The organism is Microbispora sp. KK1-11 (assembly GCF_006874435.1).
GTDB lineage: Bacteria > Actinomycetota > Actinomycetes > Streptosporangiales > Streptosporangiaceae > Microbispora > Microbispora catharanthi.
Map to the genome: position 1 here is coordinate 14,682 of NZ_VIRJ01000053.1, position 21,931 is coordinate 36,612.

At 68.2% G+C, this 21,931-nt stretch carries 15 protein-coding genes and 3 pseudogenes; 6 read left to right on the top strand and 12 right to left on the bottom strand.

Annotated elements, in window-relative coordinates:
- The first annotated feature begins 50 nt into the window (after positions 1-50).
- Together FLW16_RS41180 and FLW16_RS44815 are read left to right on the top strand one after the other, a co-directional pair.
- Positions 51-2,030, top strand: coding sequence for an alpha-L-fucosidase (locus tag FLW16_RS41180; RefSeq protein ID WP_142566422.1), 1,980 nt, complete (start codon positions 51-53; stop codon positions 2,028-2,030).
- A gap of 551 nt (positions 2,031-2,581) precedes the next feature.
- Positions 2,582-4,294, top strand: coding sequence for an RICIN domain-containing protein (locus FLW16_RS44815; RefSeq protein ID WP_221891557.1), 1,713 nt, complete (start codon positions 2,582-2,584; stop codon positions 4,292-4,294).
- 89 nt (positions 4,295-4,383) lie between these two features.
- Here the strand turns inward: FLW16_RS44815 and FLW16_RS41190 are convergent, their stop codons facing one another.
- The 5 genes from FLW16_RS41190 to FLW16_RS41210 form a co-directional block, all read right to left on the bottom strand.
- A complete protein-coding gene (locus FLW16_RS41190; RefSeq protein WP_142566423.1) occupies positions 4,384-6,456 on the bottom strand; it encodes an alpha-galactosidase in 2,073 nt (690 codons plus the stop codon).
- Positions 6,457-6,551: 95 nt separating this feature from the next.
- A complete protein-coding gene (locus tag FLW16_RS41195; protein WP_142566424.1) occupies positions 6,552-7,598 on the bottom strand; it encodes a LacI family DNA-binding transcriptional regulator in 1,047 nt (348 codons plus the stop codon).
- A gap of 10 nt (positions 7,599-7,608) precedes the next feature.
- Positions 7,609-8,946, bottom strand: coding sequence for a sugar ABC transporter substrate-binding protein (locus FLW16_RS41200; RefSeq protein WP_142566425.1), 1,338 nt, complete (start codon positions 8,944-8,946; stop codon positions 7,609-7,611).
- Positions 8,947-8,977: 31 nt separating this feature from the next.
- Positions 8,978-9,787 (bottom strand): carbohydrate ABC transporter permease, encoded by an 810-nt coding sequence (locus FLW16_RS41205; RefSeq protein ID WP_142566426.1) that lies wholly within the window; start codon positions 9,785-9,787, stop codon positions 8,978-8,980.
- Between the two features lie 8 nt (positions 9,788-9,795).
- Positions 9,796-10,737, bottom strand: coding sequence for a carbohydrate ABC transporter permease (locus FLW16_RS41210; protein WP_221891558.1), 942 nt, complete (start codon positions 10,735-10,737; stop codon positions 9,796-9,798).
- Between the two features lie 482 nt (positions 10,738-11,219).
- Here FLW16_RS41210 and FLW16_RS41215 point away from each other — a divergent pair, with 482 nt between their 5' ends.
- Positions 11,220-12,764: a glycosyl hydrolase family 18 protein gene (locus FLW16_RS41215; RefSeq protein ID WP_185949825.1), complete on the top strand. Its 1,545-nt coding sequence runs from the start codon at positions 11,220-11,222 to the stop codon at positions 12,762-12,764.
- A gap of 370 nt (positions 12,765-13,134) precedes the next feature.
- Positions 13,135-14,913, top strand: a complete 1,779-nt coding sequence (locus FLW16_RS41220; RefSeq protein ID WP_142566427.1) for a glycosyl hydrolase family 18 protein — start codon at positions 13,135-13,137, stop codon at positions 14,911-14,913.
- Positions 14,914-15,032: 119 nt separating this feature from the next.
- Here FLW16_RS41220 and FLW16_RS41225 read toward each other — a convergent pair whose 3' ends face one another.
- The 7 genes and pseudogenes from FLW16_RS41225 to FLW16_RS41255 form a co-directional block, all read right to left on the bottom strand.
- Positions 15,033-15,299 carry an IclR family transcriptional regulator C-terminal domain-containing protein gene (locus tag FLW16_RS41225; protein ID WP_142566428.1) on the bottom strand — a complete coding sequence of 89 codons (267 nt, stop codon included), beginning with the start codon at positions 15,297-15,299 and terminating at the stop codon, positions 15,033-15,035.
- Between the two features lie 27 nt (positions 15,300-15,326).
- Positions 15,327-16,718: an RICIN domain-containing protein gene (locus FLW16_RS41230; protein WP_185949826.1), complete on the bottom strand. Its 1,392-nt coding sequence runs from the start codon at positions 16,716-16,718 to the stop codon at positions 15,327-15,329.
- A gap of 350 nt (positions 16,719-17,068) precedes the next feature.
- Positions 17,069-18,040 carry a helix-turn-helix domain-containing protein gene (locus tag FLW16_RS41235; RefSeq protein WP_142566430.1) on the bottom strand — a complete coding sequence of 324 codons (972 nt, stop codon included), beginning with the start codon at positions 18,038-18,040 and terminating at the stop codon, positions 17,069-17,071.
- Positions 18,041-18,120: 80 nt separating this feature from the next.
- A pseudogene (locus tag FLW16_RS41240) lies at positions 18,121-18,351 on the bottom strand (transposase); the annotation flags it as partial.
- A gap of 423 nt (positions 18,352-18,774) precedes the next feature.
- Entirely contained in the window at positions 18,775-18,978 is a 204-nt protein-coding gene (locus tag FLW16_RS41245; RefSeq protein ID WP_142566431.1) for a hypothetical protein, read from the bottom strand.
- Between the two features lie 642 nt (positions 18,979-19,620).
- A pseudogene (locus FLW16_RS41250) lies at positions 19,621-19,740 on the bottom strand (single-stranded DNA-binding protein); the annotation flags it as partial.
- 210 nt (positions 19,741-19,950) lie between these two features.
- Positions 19,951-20,568 (bottom strand): hypothetical protein, encoded by a 618-nt coding sequence (locus FLW16_RS41255; protein WP_185949827.1) that lies wholly within the window; start codon positions 20,566-20,568, stop codon positions 19,951-19,953.
- A 109-nt stretch (positions 20,569-20,677) separates the two neighbouring features.
- On the opposite strand from FLW16_RS41255, the gene FLW16_RS41260 reads away from it, so the two are divergent.
- Positions 20,678-21,391, top strand: coding sequence for a response regulator transcription factor (locus tag FLW16_RS41260; protein ID WP_312847194.1), 714 nt, complete (start codon positions 20,678-20,680; stop codon positions 21,389-21,391).
- Between the two features lie 43 nt (positions 21,392-21,434).
- A pseudogene (locus FLW16_RS41265) lies at positions 21,435-21,931 on the top strand (hypothetical protein); the annotation flags it as partial.

Genomic DNA, 21,931 nt, shown 5'->3' on the forward strand with positions numbered 1-21,931 from the left:
CGGCCGCGCACGCCCTGGAAAATCCCCCCGAGCGCGAGAGGTACCTCGCCATGTCCGCATCCTCGTTCCAGTTCAGCCGCCGGCAACTGCTCGCCACGGCCGCGGTCGCCACGGCCGCCGGCGTGCTGAAGGCCGGCCCCGCGTGGGCGAACGCCGGTCCGCAGAGTTACACCGCGAGCTGGTCGTCGGTGGACCAGCACCCGCCGGCCGCCGAGTGGTTCCAGGACGCGAAGTTCGGCATCTACTACCACTGGGGCGTGTTCAGCGTCCCGGCGTTCGCCAACGAGTGGTACCCGCGCAACATGTACAACAACGGGTCAAACGAGAACAATCACCACAAGAGCGTTTATGGTGACCCGTCGGTGTGGCCGTACCACAACTTCATCAACGGCGCCCGGGACAAGGCCGGCAACTGGGTGCAGTTCGCGCCCAAGCTGAAGTCGTCCGGCGGCAACTTCGACCCCGACGAGTGGGCGCAGCTGTTCGCCGACGCCGGCGCCAGGTTCGCCGGGCCGGTGGCCGAGCACCACGACGGCTACTCGATGTGGAACAGCCGCGTGAACGAGTGGAACTCGGTCGCCACCGGCCCCAGGCTCGACCTGTTGCGGCTGCACGCCGACGCCATCCGGGGCAAGGGCCTCAAGCTTCTGGTGGCAATGCACCACACCTACAACTTCACCGGCTTCTACCAGTGGGTGCCGGCCCAGTCGACGACCTCGCTGAAGAAGCTGTACGGCCAGCTCGGCTTCGCCGACGAGCAGCAGCTGTGGTACGACAAGCTCAAGGAGGTCATCGACGGCTACCAGCCCGACGTCATCTGGCAGGACTTCAACCTCAGCCGGCTCGACGAGTCCCGGCGGCTGGCCTTCCTGGCGTACTACTACAACCAGGCGGTCGCCTGGAACAAGGACGTCGTCGCGACCTACAAGGACGGGTTCAACACCAGGGGAGAGGTCTTCGACTACGAGCGCGGCGGTCCGGCCGCCATCCAGAACCCCTACTGGCTGACCGACGACAGCATCTCCAGCTCCAGCTGGTGCTACACCGTCGGCATCGGCTACTACTCGCTCAACGCCATGCTGCACTCGCTGATCGACCGGGTCAGCAAGAACGGCAACATGCTGCTGAACATCGCCCCGATGGCCGACGGCACCATCCCGTCCGGGCAGCGGTCGATCCTGCTGGGCATCGGGGACTACCTCAAGCGGTTCGGCGAGTCCATCTACGCCACCCGGGCCTGGGCGATCTACGGCGAGGGCCCCACCCAGATGGGCGGGGGTTCGTTCACCACGCCGCGGGCGGGCACCAACACCGACATCCGCTTCACCCGCAGCAAGGACAACACGGTGCTGTACGCCACCGTGCTGGGCTGGCCGGGCAGCACCCTGCACATCACGACCTTGGGCGCCAACCGGATCAATCTGAGCAACCTGGCCTCGGTGCAGCTCCTCGGCTCCTCGGCCGGTCAATACACCACTCTCCCCAACCGCACGCAGGACGGTTCCGGGCTGCACATCTCGATGCCCTCGTCCAACGCCCCGTTCAGCGCCCCGGCGTACGTGGTCAAGCTGACCTTCAACGGCCAGATCCCCGCCCTGGGCTCCGGCGGCACCCCCACCGGCTACGTGCGGATCGCCAACGTCGCCACCGGCCTGGTGCTGGACAGCGGCGGCAACGTGGCGTCGGGGTCGAACCTCAAGCAGTGGAACTGGGACGGCAGCACGAACCTCCAGTGGCAGCTGGTCGACCTGGGCGGCGGCTGGTATCGGATCGTCAACCGCACCAACGGCATGGTGGCCGACAGCTGGGGCAACACAGCCAACGGCGCCAACGCCAGGCAGTCGGCCTGGAACGGCGGCAACAACCAGCAGTGGCGCCTGAACGATCTCGGCAACGGCCGCTACCAGATCGTCAACCGCGGCACCGGGACGTCCCTCGACGGCATGGGCTACACCACCGCCGGCTCCGCCGTCGGCATGTGGACGCCCAACAACAGCACCAACAACCAATGGACCATCACCGGCGTCTGACCACGGCCCGCCGCGCGGCCCGGACAAGAGGACGCCTCCGCCCACGCTGACACGCGAGAAGTTCACCAGGCCAGGTCTCTGAGATCAGGGACCTGGCCGCCCGTTTTTCCACCGGCACCACCACCGACCGGCACTATGTCCGCGAGTCGATCGACCTGCTCGCCGTACGCCGTGGACGGCGATCGTCGCCCACGATGAAAAGGCCCTCCTTCCGGGTTCACGGTCACGCGTCCGGGTGGCGCAAGTGTTACCGCTACCACAGACAGCCGTCAAGGAAGGCTCCCTGCGGCCTGAATCTTCCGCGTCCGCCTGACATCTTCCCGCGGCCGTCGAAACGGGACTGACCTGGGGCTGAACGCGCTGGCGTGCCCTGGCGGGGCGTTCAGGCCGGAGACCGGGGCTTGACACCGTCAACGGCACGCTCTAGACCCTGATGTTACCGATAACTCCTACAGAGCGTCGCCGATCACGTGACGCCGAACGGCGGGAGCGTCGCTTCCGCGCGCCTCCGTCGTCTCCGCCTTCACGCCCCCCCAACGAGGAGAAGAACGATGCACGACTTACCCGTTCACCCGGCGGCCGGGCGGCGACGGTCGCCGGGCGCCGTCGCCCTGCGCCTACTCATGGGCCTGCTCACGGCGCTCGTCACCCTGGCGGCCACCGCGCTCACCTGGACGGCGCCGGCCTCCGCGGCCCCCGCGCCGCTGGTGAGCGCCGTCTCCGGCCGTTGCCTCGATGTGAAGGGCAACGTCGACACGCTCGGCACCGCGCTGGACATCTGGGACTGCAACGGTCAGGCCAACCAGGGCTTCGAGTTCACCTCCGCCGGCGAACTGCGCACCATGAACGGCACGCGGTGCGTGGACGCGTACAACAACCAGACCTCGCCCGGCACCCAGGTGATCATCTGGTCCTGCAACGGTCAGACCAACCAGAAGTGGCGGCAGAACTCCGACGGGTCGATCACGGGGACGCAGTCAGGCCTGTGCCTCGACGTGGACCACGCCGGCACCGTCAACGGCACCGCCGTCATCCTGTGGACCTGCAACGGGCAGAGCAACCAGAAGTGGAGCTCCACGACCGGCGGCGGCAGCGCCCTCGTGGTCGACGCGGGCAGCGTCGTGCGACCGGTCACCCGCGTCGGGTCGGGCACCCTCTACGGCCTGTCCGACGCGAACACCCCGCCGGTGTCGATCATGCAGCCGCTGAAGCTGCACCAGCTCCGGCAGCCGCCGCCGCTGCACGAGCACCGGCCGAACGGCTCCCCGGTCCCGATCGGCGACACGCTGAACATCTGGCGGAACGCCGCCGCCATCGGCGCCGTGATCACCGTCGACATGGCGGACAGCTTCGACGGCTTCCCCTACAACTGGACCAACTGGAACGACTGGTACAGCCGGATCGACAAGATGATCGCGGCGGCCAAGTCGGCGGGCGTCAGCAACATCGACGCCTGGGAGCCGTGGAACGAGCCGGACTGGACCTGGCCGTCGGCGTCGGGCGTCTCCTTCAACGACGGGTGGGTGCGCACCTACCAGCGGATCCGGCAAAGCGAGCCGGACAAGGCCATCATGGGGCCGAGCTACTCGTACTGGAACGTGAACGCGATGCGGTCCTTCCTCACCAACGCCAAGGCGACGAACACGGTGCCGCAGGTCGTGTCGTGGCATGAGCTGAGCGGATGGCAGCAGGTCACCGCCAACGTCCGGGCCTACCGGGCGCTGGAGCGCGAGCTCGGCATCTCGCCGCGGCCCATCTCCATCAACGAGTACGCCACGACCGGCGAGATCGACGTGCCGAGCAGCGTGAACCACTACGTCGCGCAGTTCGAGCGCGAGGGCGTGCGGGACGCCGAGCGGGCGTTCTGGTACGAGGCCGGCACGCTCAACGGCCTGCTGTACAACGGCCAGCCGACGGCGTCGTACTGGATGTACAAGTGGTACGCCGACCAGACCGGCAACGTCGTCAAGGTCACTCCGACCACGTACAACGACGGAGTGGCCGCCTACGACGGCAGGACGTTCAGCCTGGTCTTCGGCGGCCAGGCCGGCAACAACACGATCCGCGTCGACGGGCTCGGCGCGCTCGGCTCCTCGGTCACGGCGACCCTCGAGTACGTTCCGGGCTCGGGACGCAAGACGAACGTGGCGGCGGCGACCCGGGTGTGGTCGAACGCCTACAGCGTCACCAACGGAAGCGTCACGATCCCGATCGCCAACCAGGACGCCAACGGCGCTTACCGTCTGGTCCTGACACCCAGATGACACGCACGCAGGAGGCCGCCGGGCACCCGGCGACCTCCTCCCGTGCCTGTCAGCGGACGCCTGCTCCCGGACGCCTGCTCCCGGACGCCTTAGTCCCGGACCAGGTGGACCAGGGCGCTGGCGTAGTCGCCGGGAGCCAGAGCGGGGAACAGGCCGTGGGTGAGCAGGACGGCCCCGTGGTGGACCTCTCCCGTGGCCGTGTCGCGGTAGCGCGCGTCCGGGTCGAGGGCGCGCAGCGGGATCCCCGGGTCGGCGTGCCCGAACCGGCGGGCGCGGCGGTGGACGAGCACGGCGGCCTCGCCGCCGTCGGCGGCGAGGTACTGCACAGCCGACAGCTCGCCGTCCGGCGGCAGCAGGCGATACTGCCGGCCGTGCTGGACCAGTGGGCGGATCCGCTTGTAGTCGGCGACCAGTTCGGCCGCCCGGTTCACATCGGCCCGGCTCCACTCGGTCAGGGCGCCGCCGATCGCGAGCACCCCGGCCATGGCCACGTGGAAACGGAAGTCGAGGGGGATCTCCCGGCCGGTGTAGGGATTGGGGCTGTCGGTGACCCACGCGCCCATCACCCGGGCCGGGTAGAGCTGCGAGAAGCCGTGCTGGATGTCCAGCCGGTCGAGGGCGTCGGTGTTGTCGGAGGTCCACACCTGGTCGGTGCGCCGCAGGATGCCGAGGTCCACCCGGCCGCCACCGCTGCTGCACGATTCGATCCGCACGTGCGGGTGGGCGGCGCGCAGCCGGTCGAGCACGTCGTAGAGCGTGCGGACGTGGCCCAGCCACAGCCGATCGTCCGGGCCCGCCTCGGTGAACGGGCGGTTCATGTCCCACTTGAGGAAGTCGATGGCGTTCTTGGCCAGCAACTCGTCCAGCGTCCGGAACAGCCAGTCCCCGACCTCCGGCCGCGACAGGTCGAGCACGAGCTGGTTGCGGTGCTCGGTGCGAGCCCGGTGCGGCCGGTGGATCACCCAGTCGGGATGGGCGCGGTAGAGGTCGCTGTCGGGGTTGACCATCTCCGGCTCCACCCACAGCCCGAACCGCATGCCCAGCTCGTGCACCCGGTCGATCAGCGGCCCGAGCCCGTCGGGGAACCGGTGCGGGTTGGGATACCAGTCGCCGAGCCCCGCGGCGTCGTGGGTGCGGGCGCCGAACCAGCCGTCGTCCACCACGAACAGCTCCACGCCTATCCGGGCGGCCGACTCCGCCAGCCGGATCTGCCCGTCCAGTGAGACGTCGAAGCCCGTGGCCTCCCAGGAGTTGTAGAGCACCGGCCGGACCTCGCCCGCATGCGGCAGGACATGCCGGAGCTGGTGGTCGTGCCAGGCGCGGCTCGCCGCGCCGAAGCCGCCCTCGGTGTAGAGGCCCGCGCACACCGGCGTGACCAGCTCCTCGCCGGGGCCCAGCTCCCAGGTCACGGGGTCGTGCCCGAATCCCGCGGACAGCGTCACCCGCTCGGTGGGAAGACGCTGGGCGGTGAGCCGCCAGCTCCCGCTCCAGGCCAGCGCGCAGGAGTAGACGGCGCCGTGCTCCTCGCCCGCCGTGCCGTCGTCGATCATCGCCCAGGGGTTGGCCTGGTGGCTGGTCACCCCCCTGCGGCTGGTCAGGACGGTCTCGCCGTACGGCAGCTCGGCGCGGTGCAGGCGGGTCTCGGCGGCCCACTGACCGCGTACGGAGCTGAGCCGGTAGCCGTTCAGCCGGGGGAGTACCCAGGTGGCGGAGTCCGCCCGTGCGACGGTGACGGGCTCGCCCTCGTTGCGCAGGACCAGGTGGCGCTCGATCACGTCGTCGTACAGGCGGTAGTGGCATTCCAGGGCCAGCGGGTAATGACGGTCGGCGTACTCCAGCACCAGCTCCCGATCGGTGCGGCGTTGCCCGGTGAAGACGAGCTCCAGGTCGCGGGTGCCGTCGGCGAAGCGCACCTGCAGGCCGGCGTGTCCGTAGCACAGGCCCCCGGTCGCGACCAGGTCGAAGGAGCCCTCCAGCGGGTCCTCCACCGGCCGGAAGCCGGGCCGCGGCAGCCGCAGCAGCAGCGAGGCCGCCTGCTCCGGGGTGAGCCGGGGTCCCCAGTGCATGACGCGCGGCCGGTCGGCCTCGTCGAGGTGCAGTACGTAGGAGGAGGACGGCCCGGACAGCACCCACAGGCGGTGTTCGGAGTCGTGGTAGATCATCTCAGCCTTTCGACGACGGCGAAGGAGAAGGCGGCATGGCATGCGGGATCGCCCCGCCCGCATGGCGCGGCGGAGGGCTGTGGAGGCGTGGGAGGTCAGGCGGGCGCGGGGCCGCTGCTCTCCCGCACGATCAGTTCGGGCTCGCTCCAGGCCGGGACGGCCGGGGCGTTCTGGGGGTCCAGCCTGCGGTGCAGCAGGCCGAAGCAGGCCCGGCCGAGACCCTCGAAATCGAGCCGGACCGTGGTGAGCGAGGGGTTGAGGTAGGCCGAGGGCGGGGAGTCGTCGAAGCCGACCACGCTGAGGTCGCCGGGGATGTCCCGCCCGGCTTCGCGGGCGGCCCGCATGACGCCCAGCGCCAGGTCGTCGTTGCCGCACAGGATCGCGGTGACCGATCGGTCCGCGAGCAGGGAGCGTACGGCGAGGTAGCCGGATCGGGGGCTCCAGCCGCCGGGCAGCGGCTCGGGCAGCGGCCGGCCGGCGGCGCGCAGCGCGTCCTGCCAGCCCTGGGTGCGCTGCGGCAGCGCGCTGGTGGAGGAGGGGATGGCCACGTAGTGGACGGTCCGGTGCCCCAGGCCCAGCAGGTAGCGGGTCGCGTGCGCGGACGCCGCCCGGTCGTCCAGCCAGATCTGCCAGGGGTCGTCAGGCCCGTCGTCGGGCCGCCGCTCGACGGCCGCCGCGACCGGGACGTCCGCGGGCAGCGCCCGCAGCGCGCGCACGCCCGCGTCGTCGAAGGCGATCACCATGACCGCCTCCCCGGGCCGGTTCAGCCGCAGGGCGATGTCCGCCTGGCCGGAGTCCCGCTCCAGCACGCTGATGCCCACGGAGAACCCGGCCGTCCTGGCCGCCTCCTCCATGCCGCGCAGCGTGGCGGCGGCGCCGTACAGGGCGGTGTCGGAGGTGAGGACGGTGACCGAGCGGACCGGCCCTCCGGCCAGCGCCTGGGCCAGCCGGTTGGGCCGGTAGCCGAGCTCGGCGATGACCTGGAGGACCCTGGCCCGGGTCGCCTCGCTGACCCGGGCCTTGCCGTTGATGACGCGGCTCACGGTCTGCTGGGAGACACCGGCCACCCGGGCGACGTCCCAGATGCTCGCCGACCGTGGGCGGGGAGCGTCCTGGGCAGACATGTGACCGGTAACTTCCATGAGTCAGACCTTACTTGATGGCGGCGTTGGCCTCGGTGGTGATCTTCTGGGCGGCGTCCTGCGGCGACAGCTGGCCCAGCCAGACCTGGTTGAAGATGTCGAGCGCCTTGACGTTGTAGACGTCGGCCGCCTCGGTCAGCGGGTAGCCCATCGTGGTGCCCTCGGCCGCCTTCTTGAAGCCGCTGACGTCGACGCCCTTGGCCTTCCACGCGTCGGCGAAGACGTCGTTGAGCGAGGGGATGCCCGGCCAGACGGCGCCCGCCTGGGCGACGGCCTTCTGATGGCGTTCGGACGTCAGCCACTTGAGCAGCTCCCACGCTTCCTTCGGGTGCTTGGTGCCGGCGTAGACGGCCTCGGTCAGGCCGTTGTAGACGCTGCCCTTGCCGACCGGGCCCGCGGGGAGGTCGGCGACGCCGAACCCGCCGCCCGGCAGCGCGGTGTCGAACGCGCGCAGCATCCAGCTTCCGTCCATCGCGGCGGCCGCCTCGCCGCGCCCGACGACCTGGTCCAGGGACGGGCCGTTGGGCGGGTTGGTGACCGTGGCGGGCACCGCGACGTGGTACTTCAGCCGCAGGTCCTGGACGAACTGGATGGCCTGCACGCAGGCCGGCTGGTCGATGGTCCAGCGGCCCCAGGGCTTGTCCTGGAGCGTGCAGCCGTTCTGCAGCGCGAAGTTCCACCAGTCCTGCTGACCGGTGGGCGCCTGCATGGCCAGGCCGTACTGCTTGACCTTCTTGGGGTCGAAGCCCGCCTCGTCGGCGTGCTTGCCGTTCTCGTCGACCGTCAGTTTCTGCAGCGTCTTGACGAAGGTGCCGCCGTCGGCGGGGTTCCAGGTGAGGCCGTCGAGGTCGGCGGGGGTGAGCCCGGCCTCCTTGAGGGCCTTGGTGCTGTAGAAGAGCCCGATGGTGTCCCAGTCCTTGGGCAGGCCGTAGACCTTGCCGTCCACCTTCCAGCCCTCGGCGAGCTTGGAGTCGTAGATCGAGGTGTCCACCTTGTCCTGGGCGATGAGCGGCGCCAGGTCGGTGAGCACGCCCTCCTTGCTGAACTTGGGGAAGTAGGAGACGTGGTCCCAGAACACGTCGGGGGCCGAACGCCCGGCGAGCTGGGTCTGCAGCTTGCTCCAGTAGTCGTTCCAGTTGTTCAGCTCGATCTGCACCTTGATGGTCGGGTGGGCCTTCTCGAACTCGCGGATCGACTGCTCGATCGGTGGCTTCTGCACCTCGTCCCACATGGCGTACCTGAGGGTGACGGCGCCGCCGGTGGAGTCCGAGTCGTCTCCGCCGCCGCAGGCGGCGAGGGACAGCAGGGCCGCCGCCGCGACAGCGGATAAGGCGATTTTTCTGGACATAGGTGCATGCCCTTCTCTCTGCGGGGGGTGGTTACTTCAGCCCGGTGAGGGCGATCGAACGGACGATGTGCCGCTGGAACAGCAGGAAGATCACGACGAGCGGCAGCAGCGCGAGGGCGGCGGCCGCCAGGATCAGGTGGTACTGCGAGGAGTACTGGCCCTTCAGGGCCGAGATGCCGAGCGTGACCACCCGGGTCGCGTCGCCGTTCGTGACGATCAGCGGCCACAGCAGCGTGTTCCAGGTCGTGATGAACGTGATGGTCGCGAGGGTGGCCAGGATCGGCCGGCTGAGCGGGAGCAGCACCCGGACGAGCACGGTCAGCGTGCCCGCGCCGTCGATGCGCGCGGCGGACTCCAGGTCCCCGGGGATCGTGCGGAAGTACTGCCGCACCAGGAAGATCCCGTACGGCGTGCCGAACGCGGTGGGCAGGATCAGCCCGAGATAGGTGTCGATCAGCCCGAACTCCCGCATGATCAGGAAGAGCGGGACCAGAGTGACGATCTGCGGCACCATCATCGTCGCGAGGTAGCCCCAGAACAGCACGTCGCGGCCGGGGAACGACATCCTGCCGAAGGCGTAGGCGGCCATCGTGCTGAACACGACCTGCCCGACCGTGACGGCCCCGGCGTAGACCAGCGAGTGCAGCAGGAAACCGGCCATGTCGTAGTCCGACCAGACCTGGGCGAAGTTCTCGAGCGTGACGGGAAAGGCGGGCTCCCAGGCGCGGGTGGTGAGCACCTGCGCGGGTTCCTTGAAGGCCGAGTTCAACGTCATCAGGTACGGCGCGACCGAGACCACGGCGCCCGCGAAGAGCGCGAGATACAGAGCGATCCTCTTCATCGGGCTCCTCAGGAGAAGTCGTAGACGGTGCGCTTGCGGAAATAGAGGAACTGCGCCGCGGTGACCAGCAGGATCAGCGCGAACAGCACCATCGCCAGCGCCGAGGCGTAGCCGGACCGGAAGAGCTGGAACCCCTGCTGGTAGATGTGGAAGTTCAGCACGTCGGTGGCGCCGCCCGGACCGCCCTGGGTCATCACGAAGACCGTGTCGAAGATCTGGAACGACCCGATCGTGTTCGTCACCAGCACGAAGAACAGCGACGGCCGCAGCAGCGGCAGGGTGATCATGAAGAACCGCTGCACCGGCGTGGTGCCGTCGATCGCCGCGGCCTCGTACAGCGTGTGCGGAATCGCCTGCAGCCCGGCCAGCAGGATCAGCATCGTGTAGCCCGTGTACTGCCAGACGTTCACCGAGGCGATCACCGGCATGGCCCACGCGGGGTCGGTGAGCCAGTTCGGGCCGTCGATCCCCACCATGCCCAGCGCCTGGTTGACCACGCCGTATCTGGGGTCGAACACCCAGGACCAGATGATGCCGAGTGCCACCGGCATGGCCATCCAGGGCAGCACGAAGACCACCCGGAGCACCTTGCCGCCGCGCATCCGCCGGTTCAGCGCCAGCGCCAGCAGCAGCGCCAGCACGGTCTGCGCCGGGATGTTGAGCACCACGTAGTAGATCGTGTTGAGCACGGCCCGCCACACCTCGGGATCGGCGGCGATTTCGCGGTAGTTGTCCAGCCCGACGAACGAGGGCGCGCCCATGAGGTTCCAGTCGAACAGGCTCAGCGCCGCCACGCCGAAGATGGGCGCCACCAGGAAGAGCAGGAAGCCGACGAGGCTCGGCGCGAGCAGGACGTACGCCTCGGCGACGGCGCGAACCCGTGCAGCGAGCCGGCGCTCCATCCGGCGGTGCCCCTGCACGGGCCGGTCGTAGGTAATGTTATCGATCACATTCTCTCTCCACGCGCCACCAGGGACCCGGAGGATTCCGGTGATGCAGAGAAGAGTTACCGATAACATCCGCGTCGTCAAGTGCCGGCCGATCCGCGACGACGGAGCGCTCTGCCCGGAAGGCCGGGAGATGAAGGGGCGCCCGCGTGGCCGCGAGAGTGCATGGCGCGGGCCCGGTCGCGGCTCGTGACCGCGGCCCCCGCGTCGCCGCGAGCGTGCGCGGGGCGGGCCCGGCCACAGTTCGTGACCGCGCCCATCCGCTCGACCTCGCGCACCCTTCCGAACATGCGGACATCGCCGCTGGTGAGCGAGTTATCTGTTAACAATCTTGACAGATAGAACGCCGGTCCCGACCATGGGATCACGGATCCGTACCGTCCAGCGGCTCGCTGGTGAACCGACCCACCGTGACGTCGCCGGCGCGCCATCACCCCCCACGATCGGCGCCATGGCTCCGATCACTCCTGCTTCAGGAGACCTTCATGCGAAAGCGCACACCCCGCCTGCTGACGCTGGCGGCATCACTGCTGCTGGCGGCCACGGGCGCCGTCCTCACGCAGGCACCGGCCAACGCGGCCAATCTGCTGGCGAACCCCGACTTCGAGACCGGAAACCTCGCCCCCTGGTCCTGCACCGGCGGCCTGGGATCGGTGGTCGGTTCCCCCGTCCACACCGGCGGCAAGGCGCTGGCCGGCGCGGCCGGCGGCTCGGACAACGCGCAGTGCACCCAGACCGTGTCCGTGAAGCCGAACACCGCCTACACCCTGAGCGCATGGGTCCGCGGAAGCTACGTGTACCTCGGCGTGAACGGCGGATCGTCCACCTGGACCTCGTCGCCGTCCGCCTACACGCAGCTACGCGTGTCCTTCACCACCGGTGCCGGCCAGACGAGCGCGACGGTCTACCTGCACGGCTGGTACGGCCAGGGCACCTACTACGCCGACGACATCAGCTTCGACGGCCCCGGCGGGCCCTCGCCGTCGCCTTCTCCGTCAACCTCCCCGTCGCCGTCGCCTTCTCGGTCGCCTTCTCCGTCGCCTTCCCCCTCCTCCTCGCCGTCGCCCGGAGACGTGACGTGCCCGGTGAAGGGACGGCCGGCCGGCAAGGTCGTCCAGGGATACTGGGAGAACTGGGACGGCTCGTCCAACGGCGTGCACCCTCCGTTCGGCTGGACGCCGATCAACGACGCCCGCATCCGGCAGCACGGCTACAACGTGATCAACGCGGCGTTCCCGGTCATCCGCTCGGACGGCACGGTCCTATGGGAAGACGGCATGGACAGCACCGTCAAGGTCGCGACGCCGGCTGAGATGTGCCAGGCCAAGGCCGACGGCGCGACGATACTGATGTCCATCGGCGGCGCCGCCGCCGGCATCGATCTCAGCTCCAGCACCGTCGCCGACCGCTTCGTCGAGACCATCGTGCCGATCCTCAAGAGGTACAACTTCGACGGCATCGACATCGACATCGAGACCGGCCTCAGCGGCAGCGGCAGCATCGGCCAGCTGTCCGCCTCCCAGTCCAACCTCATCCGCATCATCGACGGCGTGCTCGCCCGGATGCCGTCCAACTTCGGCCTGACCATGGCTCCCGAGACGGCGTACGTCACCGGAGGCAGCGTCACCTACGGCTCGATCTGGGGCGCCTACCTGCCGATCATCAAGAAGTACGTGGACAACGGCCGCCTGTGGTGGCTGAACATGCAGTACTACAACGGGAGCATGTACGGCTGCTCGGGTGACTCCTACTCCGCGGGGACGGTCCAGGGATTCGTGGCCCAGACCACCTGCCTGGACAAGGGCCTGGTCATCCAGGGCACCACGATCAGGGTTCCGTACGACAAGCAGGTCCCCGGCCTGCCCGCCCAGCCCGGCGCCGGAGGCGGCTACATGTCGCCGTCCCTGGTGAGCCAGAGCTGGAACAGCTTCAACGGTCAGCTCAAGGGCCTGATGACCTGGTCCGTCAACTGGGACGGGTCGAAGGGCTGGACCTTCGGCGACAACGCCAGGTCGCTCCAGGGTCGTTAGAACAGGCCTGACCTGGGCCGGGTCCGACGCCGGCCGACGACCGCGAAGGCCGTCCCCTCCTGCCCGGGGGCGGCCTTCGCCCACGTTGCCGCGCCGCCGGCGTGCCGCCCGGCGACGCCCTCGACGCGTGCGCCTCAGCGGGCCTCGCGACGCCCTTCCGGTGTAACGCACGGCGTCTTCGCTGGTGAGGCGAGTAATTGTTAAGAACCTTGACAAATAAGCTCGCCGATCCCGAGCATGGGGTACGCGGATCCGTGTGCTCGTCCAGCAGTTCGCTGCTGGAGCAAATCCACCGGCGGCCTCGCCGGTGCACCATCACCCCCCACGATCGGCTCCCCAGGCGCCGATCACTCCTGGTGCAGGAGATTTCATGCGACCACGCACACTGCTGCGCGCCACCGTGGCCCTGATCGCCACCGCCACCGCGACGCTCGGCCTCACCGCGACCCAGACCGCCACAGCGCAGGCGGCGACCCCACGGGCGACCGCCGCACAGGCCGCGGCAGCCTTGCCCGCGCACGTGTTCGCGCCCTACTTCGAGGCGTGGACCGGCGAGGACCCCGCGACGCTCTCCCAGCAGTCCGGGGCGAAATACCTGTCCATGGCGTTCCTCCAGGCCGCGACGAAGGGCTCGTGCACGGCCTACTGGAACGGCGACACCGGCATGCCGATCGCCTCCTCGACGTTCGGCGCGTCGATCACGAAGATCCGGAACGCCGGCGGCGACGTCATCCCGTCCTTCGGCGGTTACACGGCGACCAGCACCGGCACCGAGATCGCCGACAGCTGCACCAACGTCAACTCGATCGCGGCCGTCTTCCAGAGCGTGATCAACACGTACGGGGTCACCCGGATCGACCTCGACATCGAAGACAACTCGCTGAACAACGGCGCCGGGATCGACCGCCGCAACAAGGCGATCAAGCTGACCGAGGACTGGGCCGCCGCCAACGGCAAGACCGTCCAGTTCTCGTACACGCTGCCGACGACCACACACGGCCTCGCCGACAGCGGCCTGACCGTGCTGCGGAACGCCAAGACCAACAACGCCAGGATCGACGTCGTCAACATCATGACGTTCGACTACTACGACGGCGCCGGCCACAACATGGCGACCGACACCCAGAACGCGGCGACCGGGCTCCACGACCAACTCGCCGTCCTCTACCCGGACAAGACGTCCGACCAGGTCTGGAACATGATCGGCGTCACCGAGATGATCGGCATCGACGACTACGGCGCGGCCGAGACGTTCCGCACGGCGGACGCCGCGCCCGTGCTGAACTGGGCGACCGGCAAGGGCCTCGCGATGATCTCGTTCTGGGCGCTCCAGCGTGACAACGGCGGTTGCCCCGGCACCGGCGGTTCCGACAGCTGCTCGGGCATCGAGCAGAGCACCTGGTTCTTCAGCCAGACGTTCGCGCCGTTCTCCGGTGGCGGCCAGCAGCCCCCGGACGACGACTTCTCGATCTCGGTGTCGCCCTCGTCCGGCTCGATCGATCCCGGCGGGACGGCGACGGCCACCGTGAGCACCGCGGTGACCAACGGCGGGGCGCAGACCGTCGGCCTCACCGCCGCCGGGGCGCCCTCCGGGGTGAGCGCGACGCTCAGCCCCGCCTCCGTCACGGCCGGCGGTGGCTCCACGCTGACGCTGGCCACCACCCCGGCGGCCCAGCCGGGCACCTACCCGATCACCGTCACCGGCACCTCACCGTCCGGAAGCCACACCACGACCTTCACCCTGAAGATCAACGGGTCGCCCGGCGGCGGCACGGTCGGCAACCCCGGTTTCGAGTCCGGCGGGCTCAGCCCGTGGGTCTGCCAGTCGGGCAGCACGGTCGTCGGCACCCCGGCGCACTCGGGCTCGCACGCCCTGCAGGTCACCCCGACGCAGAGCCAGACCGGCCAGTGCACCCAGTCGCTGACGCTTGAGCCCAACCACGGGTACACGCTGAAGGCCTGGGTGCAGGGCAACTTCACCTTCCTCGGCGTGTCCGGCGGCGCGACCGGCTCCACCTGGACCTCGTCGGGCGGCTGGAAGGAACTGTCCCTGTCCTTCACCACAGGCTCGTCCGGCGCCGTGACCGTCTACGTCAACGGCTGGTACGGCCAGGGCACCGTCTACGCCGACGACTTCTCCATCGCCTGATCGGCGGCGTCGATCTCGCGGCGGCCGCCGTGCTCCATCCGAACCTGAGTTCCGGATCGGAGTGCGGCGGCTTCCATCCCGTCTGCGACCGCCTTCGCAGGTGGCCTTCGGCCGCCTGTTCAGGCGGAGCAGGCGAGATCGGCATCGACGGCGCCCGCGGTACGGGAAAGGATGCCGACGAGCGACGGCAGCCGGTGCCTGTCGTAGCGTCCGCTCGGCATCGACACCGACAGGCCGGCGACGGCGTTCCCGCCCGGGGCTCTGACCGGCACGCCGACCGCCACCACGCCGCGCTCAGAACGGCCCTGGTCGAGTGCGAAACCCTTGCGCCGCACCCGGGCCAGCTCGGTACGCAGCCGATCCAGGTCGGCGAAGTTCGGGGACATCGCGCCTGAGGACGGCGCCCTGGAGATTCACTTGACCTTCCACTGCTGGCTGGTCAGCGCGGGCGTCTTGCAGTCGAACTGCTGCATCTGCCCTGAGGTGTTCAGGGTCAGGCACTGAACGCTGTGCCGGAAGACGATGCGGTAATAGCCGTTGTCCGTGGGCTCGAGGCGGACCTGCTGGTTCGCCGCGGGTGGCGAACAGTCCGACTGCTGGACCAGCGCCCTGAGGGTGAGGCTCTGCCCCTGCACTTCGATGCACTTGCCGGTGTGCTTGGCGACGAGTTCGTAGAAGCCGCCCGTGGTGGGCCTGAACGTGAAACGCTGGTCGGCCGCCGTCGCGTCGCAAGCGCTCTGGACGGCCACGGCCCCGTCGGCAGTGTCCGGCACCTCTATGCACTGCCTGGTGCTGAGCAGTTCGAGCTGCCGCTCGCCGGTCGGCGCCGGCACGGTCGCCGGTGTCGTGTAGTCACCCACCATGGCGATGGCCGGGTCGGGATCGGGCGCGCGGACCTGGTGCATGCACGCGTCTTCGGGGTCCGAGGTCCTGGGGTTGGGGCTGTACGTCCAGATCAGTACGCCGCTCACGCCGGAGAGGAAGTAGCCGTCGAACTCCTTCTTGAACATCGCTGCGCGCTGCTGGGTCGTGACGGCGCATCCCGGGCCTGCGACGATCCCCGTCTCGCCGACGATGAACGGCTTGTTGAGCCGGTAGAGCTGGGACAACGTCGGGGCGAGGTGCCGGGACAGCACCTGGTCGTTGTGATCCTGGTCGTACTCGTGCAGGCTGCCCACGTCGATGTTCGGCCCGCTGTGGAGAGTGCCGTAGTTGTCCGACGTTCCCGTACCTTCGGTGAACTCGGCCATGGCACCGCTCTCGATCAGGTGGTGCGGGTCGATCGTCTTGATGACCGCCGCGGTCTCGTCGAGGAACGCTTTGATCATGGAGGTGGTGACGCCGGTGGTCCGGTGCCCGGGCTCGTTGATGATCTCCCACATGCCTATGGCGGGGGAGTTCTTGTAACGGGTGACCACTTCACGGACCCACGAGAGATATGCGCCGCGGAAGCCTCCCTGATACCAGGCCGCGTCCTTCGCCGCCTCGCCGCAGTCGGCCCCTTGGTTCGCCAGCGAGAGGATCAGTTTCTGCCCGTGCGCCTGCGCCCGTTCCACGATGACGTCGAGTTCGTCGACGCCGTACGACTTGAACGCCCACGTACGGCTCATGGCCACCGGCGGCAATCCGGAGAAGTAGGTGTCCAGTTGTGCCCGCGTCCACGGATCCCCGGTTGCGCACCCCGTCATACCGAATGCGTTGAAGCCCGCGAAACGATAGAGGTTGCCGTTGAGCATCAGGTTCCTGCCGGACCGGTAGACGAACCCGGCGGGCGCGGTCGGCGGCCGGTCCGTTCTCCTGGGCACGGGGGACGTCGAGGTGGACCGCGGGGTCGGACGGGACGCTCCCGCCGATGCCTCGCCAGATTTCAGGCTGGACATCCCGGAAAAAAGGAACGCGGTCAGCATGAGCAGCGCCGCGGCGGAAGCCATCCGCCGGGCGGATATCTTGGACAAGAATCTCTCCTGAAAGATTTCCAGAAAGGCCGCACGCGTCCATCGAGCGCGTGTCACGTCGTCGCCGGTCGAGAATAGGGCGATCGATTGGATAAGTCCATGATCTTCCGTGACAGGCGCTTGTCGATGCGTGACAGGCTGCCGTTCTTCGGCCTCTCGAGATTTCGGTCGTCAGTCCGGCCCTCGTCCGCGAGGTGGGATCAGTCGACGGAGGAGGCTGGGAGATTGCGGGCCTGATACTCCTGCGGGCTCATCCCATAGGCAGCCCGGAAGGCGCGGGTGAAAACCGCTGCGTCGGAGAAGCCCCACCGCGCTGCCGTAGCGTGGATCGGTTCCCGTTCCACAGTGGGCCGCACCAGGTCACGACGGCAGTGCTCCAGTCGTTGCGTACGGATCCACCTGGCGACGGTCATGTTCTCCAGTGCGAAGAGTCGGTGCAGAGTGCGCACGGAGATGTTGTGCGCGGTGGCGATCGTCGCCGGCGACAGCGTGCGGTCCCCGAGGTTCCGCTGGATGTGGGCGTGAATGCGTAGCAGGAGGGAGCGCCGGCCCGCGTCTGGCGGGAGGGCCGCGTCCAGGTGATGACCGAGCAGCATAGTGACCAGGTCGGTCAGCGTGATGCCCAGGCGTACCAGGTCGGCAGGGGAGTATGGGCTTCTGTCTGCGGCCAGGCCGCGGAGGAAAGTCGCGACCAACGCTCCGATGCCGTGACTCCCCGGCAAAACCTTCGCGATGTTCTGCTCCAGCGCGCGCCCGGCGAAGGGCAGCAGGCCGCCGGGGAACGCCAGCAGCAGCGCGTGGTTGCCCTGCTTGCCGCCCGCCCGGACGTGATAGGGCCGCGACGTGTGGTAAAGCGCCATGTCCAGGCGGCCCAGCGTGGCGGAGTTCCGCTCCTGAACAAGGTTGATACGTCCGGACAACGTACAGAGGAGATAGAAGAGCTCCGGATCGGACTGGCGGATCAGCCGAGATGTCCTGAAAGCGTCGCATCCGGAGATGAGATGCGAGGAGATCTGAACGCCTCCCAGATCCATCGCCTCGATCCTGCCGTGGAAATCAGCCCTGTTGTCCGAACTGAACCGCACTGGCACCACCAGTTGCGACATATGGTCCAACCAGCCCTCGAACCGCTCCGCAGGGGGCAGCCCGTCGGTAGACATGATCACTTGCACCGGCGTATCCCCCTGCCGCCTGCGGTCGCGTCTAAAATCGTGGTGGACGAGAATGAAGCCACTCTGCGATCTGATGCTATTTAAGCAGCAATAGCATTAATTGTCACACTTGCGTCAGCTTTGTCTTCCTCATCCTCTTTCTCGGTGGCTTTGCGGCACTCGGCCAGCACCTCCAGCCCGAGATGACGCCGCCCCTCGGCCCACTCGTCGTGCTGCTCGGCCAGCACCGCGCCGACCAGCCGGACGATCGCGTCCCGGCTGGGGAAGGTGCCCACCACGTCGGTCCGCCGCCTGATCTCCTTGTCGGATCGGGGACTGGCGCCATGCTGAAGGCGTGTCGCGAGCTGGCCGGCGCGTCGAAGCTTCCGGGCCAAGTCGAGTCGCCGGTAGCGCCGGCCGAAGGGTAACGGCTCAAGATCGACTGGTACTTTCACGCCTGCTGTATGCGGCCGTCTGCTCTGCTCGGTAACTTGCAGGACGCCCTATCGAATATGGCCGATGCGCCTCGCTCGGTAGCGGGCGTTCGACTGGCACCGGTCGCGCCTCGCTGCTGGGACGACGGAGTGAGCGCGCTACCCCTGCATGGGTTGCGTCCACGGGGGTGGTGTAAGAGTTTCCGCTGGATAGAGGCGTGGCGTCGTGAAATGAGGACAGCCATCGCGTGATCCTTCGTGATTGCGAAGTCAAGATCGAAGGAGAAGAAAGCGATGGCCGGGAGATCACCTCACTGGGCATCAGGTCGTGATGCAGACGTTCCCGAATCCTTCTTTCTCTATGAGGCCGATGGTGGCAACATAACCCTGATTGCAGTAGGTTTTTCCGTTGGAACCGGAAATGCTCTTACTTGCAATGCAATATTTAGCGAGGGCGCAGTTGACGTTACGCGTTGACAGAATGCCGCCGATCTTGCGGGTGGCGATGCGCGCCCTGGCCAGCATCCCTAGTTGCTGTCCGGGGCACTTGACAGAAGTGGACGCCTCGATTGAGCCGTTCCAAGTTTGGCCTATCCACACCCAACCGGTACAGGGCGAGTCGCTCGTGCCGCCCTGTACCTTGAACGTGGTCTCCGCCTCACGTCGGTAATCCGATGCTTGAGCCGGGGACGCCGATCCGATGCTCAGCACAAGTGCCGAGGACACTCCCACGAGTAGGGAGGCCGACACTCTGACAGCCCGGAACCTGCCGAACAGGCTCTCGCCGTATCCCCGCATGACTGCCCCTTTCGTATGCGCCCGTGCGATGTGCAGGAAATGCACAAGAAATCCCCTGCATGAGTATCCGGCAACGCGACACATGGCGTCTTGACTTCCCGTGCCAAGTCATTGGCACGGGACGCCAGAACTTCGACTCTGAAGGGCGTCAAAACTAATACTCCAGCGGTAGATCGTAATCTTGACGACCGTACGGCCTGCTGACGGTTGGTGGCTGGTCGCGAATCAGCTGTCAGTAGGGCCGGCGTTACCTCCCGGACGTCGACCACCTGATCTCCTCGCTCCGGGTGCTATGCCCGCGTCAGCGGGTGAGCGAGGCCGTCACCCCGGGCCGCGGCATAGGCCGGTCAGCCGGTGAAGGCGCCGGGGCCGAAGCGAAGGGCCGACTTCGTCGACTTCGAGTTCGCGGACGACGCGCTTGTCGCCGGGTCCGGTGTCGTGGATGCGCTGGCGCAGGCGGCCCTGGACGATGACGCGCATGCCGAGAGTGCCGCGAATCATGACGGCCACCCTGGTTTCCCGGCATGCCTGCCCTCCCGAGCGATGACCTCTGGAGAAGCTCGCTCGATCTCCTCCCCGAGGGCCTCAAACCCGACGCTCGACCTGCTCACACGCGCCTGACCGGCGGAAACGTCCCGCCGGCGAGGTGGCCGGCGGGACGTTCGCATGGAGTGGTCAGCGCCTGCGGCGAGTCGTGTGTCAGTTCGGCGTGACGGCCACCGGGGCGTCGTCCCCGAGGTGCACGTCATCCGTGCCCTCACCGAGCTCCTTGGGCAGGGGGCACTTGAAGTGCGCCTTACCCTCCGGGGCCGGCTTGCCGCCGACGTAGACCTTCTCGTCGCTCGCGCCGAACTCGCCGCTCTCGTCGCCCTTGACGTGCACGATGCAGACGACGCCCTTGCCGGGCAGCGGGGGCTCCTTGCAGAGGGTGCGCAGCTTGCTCTTCGGGGCCTCCTTGCCGTCCACGAAGACCTTGCCGCCCCTGAACTTGTCCCCCCTGAACTTGCCGCCCTTGTCGGCCCTGTCCGCCTTGGCCTTCATGATGCAGGCGACGCCCTTGCCGGGCAGCGGCGGCTGCTTGCAGAGGGTGCGCAGCTTGCTCTTCGGGACCTCCTTGCCGTTCACGAAGACCTTGCCGTCCTGGTCGACCTTGACGGTGGTCTTGCCCGCCCCCGCGGCCGTCGGCCCACCCTTCACGGCGCAGGCGACCCCCGGCTTCGGGGCGCCGGTGGAGGTCGCGGACGCGGCCGTGGCGCCGCCGATGCCGAGGCCCACCGTCATGACGACCCCCGCGAGGATCATGCTCCTCTTCTTCACTCTCTGGTCACTCCCTAGATCGGCTGCCCGTGGGGCTGCCCGTGATCGGTTGACGGAACGCTCAGCAGTTTGGGCCTCCAAACCTGAAGCGAGCCTGAAGAGGTAAACGATGATCTTCATGTTGACCTTAGGTGCATACCTTCACCCTGTTGACGTGCGCCTACTTCTGGTGGAAGACGAACGCAGGTTGACCGAGCTGCTCAAAGACGGCCTGACCAAAGAGGGCTTCGCGGTCGATCTCGCCTACGACGGGCGCGAGGGCCTGTGGATGGCGACCGAGCATTCGTACGACGTGATCGTGCTGGATGTGATGCTGCCGTTGCTGCACGGCTATGGGGTCTGCGCGAAGCTGCGGGAGGCCGGAAACTGGACGCCGATCCTCATGCTGACCGCGAAGGACGGAGAGTACGACGAGGCGGAGGCGCTGGACACCGGCGCGGACGATTATCTGACAAAGCCGTTTTCGTACGTCGTACTGCTGGCGCGACTCAGAGCGCTGGCCCGGCGCAAGGTGCGGGAGCGGCCGACGGTGCTGACCATCGGGGATCTCCGGGTCGATCCGGCCGGGCTGAAGTGCAGCCGAGGGGACGTACAGATCGCGTTGACACCCAAGGAGTTCGCGATCCTGCACTGCCTGACGCGGCACGCGGGCGAGGTGGTGAGCAAGCCCGAGCTGCTCGCCCAGGCCTGGGACTTCGCGTACGACGGCGATTCGAACGTCGTCGAGGTCTACATCAGCGCGCTGCGCCGCAAGATCGACAAACCGTTCGGACGGACGACGCTGAAGACCGTGCGGGGCGTGGGCTACCGGCTGGAGGGCTGACATGGGAGTACGTCTCCGCACGACGCTTACGGCCACCGCCGCGGTGGCGGCGGCGCTCTGCCTGGCCTCGATCGCGCTGTTCACCGCGCTGGACTCGAGCCTGACGGCCTCCACAAAGGAGTTGGCGGCGAACGACGCCAAGAAACAGATGCAACATCTGAAGGCGGAGTCGGGGCCGGGTAACCCGGGGTACGGAAAGGGAATGGTTCAACCGCTCGAAAAGGGAGCGGTGCCGCCAGACGGGAAGGGGCCGCTGCCGGGCTCGGCTGCCACCGGCGAAGACGACGGCCCCCCGTTACCCGACGAGGCCGTGCTCGTGGTCAGACGGACGTTCGAGACCGAGGACGGCCCGGTCACCGTTCTCGGAAAGGCCTCCAAGGCACCGGCCCTGGCGGCGATGACCACGCTGAGGAACCTGCTGATCCCGGGGGTTCCGGCGCTCCTCACGGTGGTCGCGCTGTTCACCTGGCTGGCGGTCGGCCGAGTGCTACGGCCGGTCTCCGCGATCAGGGCGAAGGTCGCCGACATCACCGCGTACGG

Excerpts from the sequence above, each read along its gene's own strand:
- FLW16_RS41180 (WP_142566422.1), top strand. The coding sequence starts at position 51 with ATGTCCGCATCCTCGTTCCAGTTCAGCCGCCGGCAACTGCTCGCCACG.
- FLW16_RS44815 (WP_221891557.1), top strand. The coding sequence starts at position 2,582 with ATGCACGACTTACCCGTTCACCCGGCGGCCGGGCGGCGACGGTCGCCG.
- FLW16_RS41190 (WP_142566423.1), bottom strand. The coding sequence starts at position 6,456 with ATGATCTACCACGACTCCGAACACCGCCTGTGGGTGCTGTCCGGGCCG.
- FLW16_RS41195 (WP_142566424.1), bottom strand. The coding sequence starts at position 7,598 with ATGGAAGTTACCGGTCACATGTCTGCCCAGGACGCTCCCCGCCCACGG.
- FLW16_RS41200 (WP_142566425.1), bottom strand. The coding sequence starts at position 8,946 with ATGTCCAGAAAAATCGCCTTATCCGCTGTCGCGGCGGCGGCCCTGCTG.
- FLW16_RS41205 (WP_142566426.1), bottom strand. The coding sequence starts at position 9,787 with ATGAAGAGGATCGCTCTGTATCTCGCGCTCTTCGCGGGCGCCGTGGTC.
- FLW16_RS41215 (WP_185949825.1), top strand. The coding sequence starts at position 11,220 with ATGCGAAAGCGCACACCCCGCCTGCTGACGCTGGCGGCATCACTGCTG.
- FLW16_RS41220 (WP_142566427.1), top strand. The coding sequence starts at position 13,135 with ATGCGACCACGCACACTGCTGCGCGCCACCGTGGCCCTGATCGCCACC.
- FLW16_RS41225 (WP_142566428.1), bottom strand. The coding sequence starts at position 15,299 with ATGTCCCCGAACTTCGCCGACCTGGATCGGCTGCGTACCGAGCTGGCC.
- FLW16_RS41245 (WP_142566431.1), bottom strand. The coding sequence starts at position 18,978 with ATGCTGGCCAGGGCGCGCATCGCCACCCGCAAGATCGGCGGCATTCTG.
- FLW16_RS41260 (WP_312847194.1), top strand. The coding sequence starts at position 20,678 with ATGATCTTCATGTTGACCTTAGGTGCATACCTTCACCCTGTTGACGTG.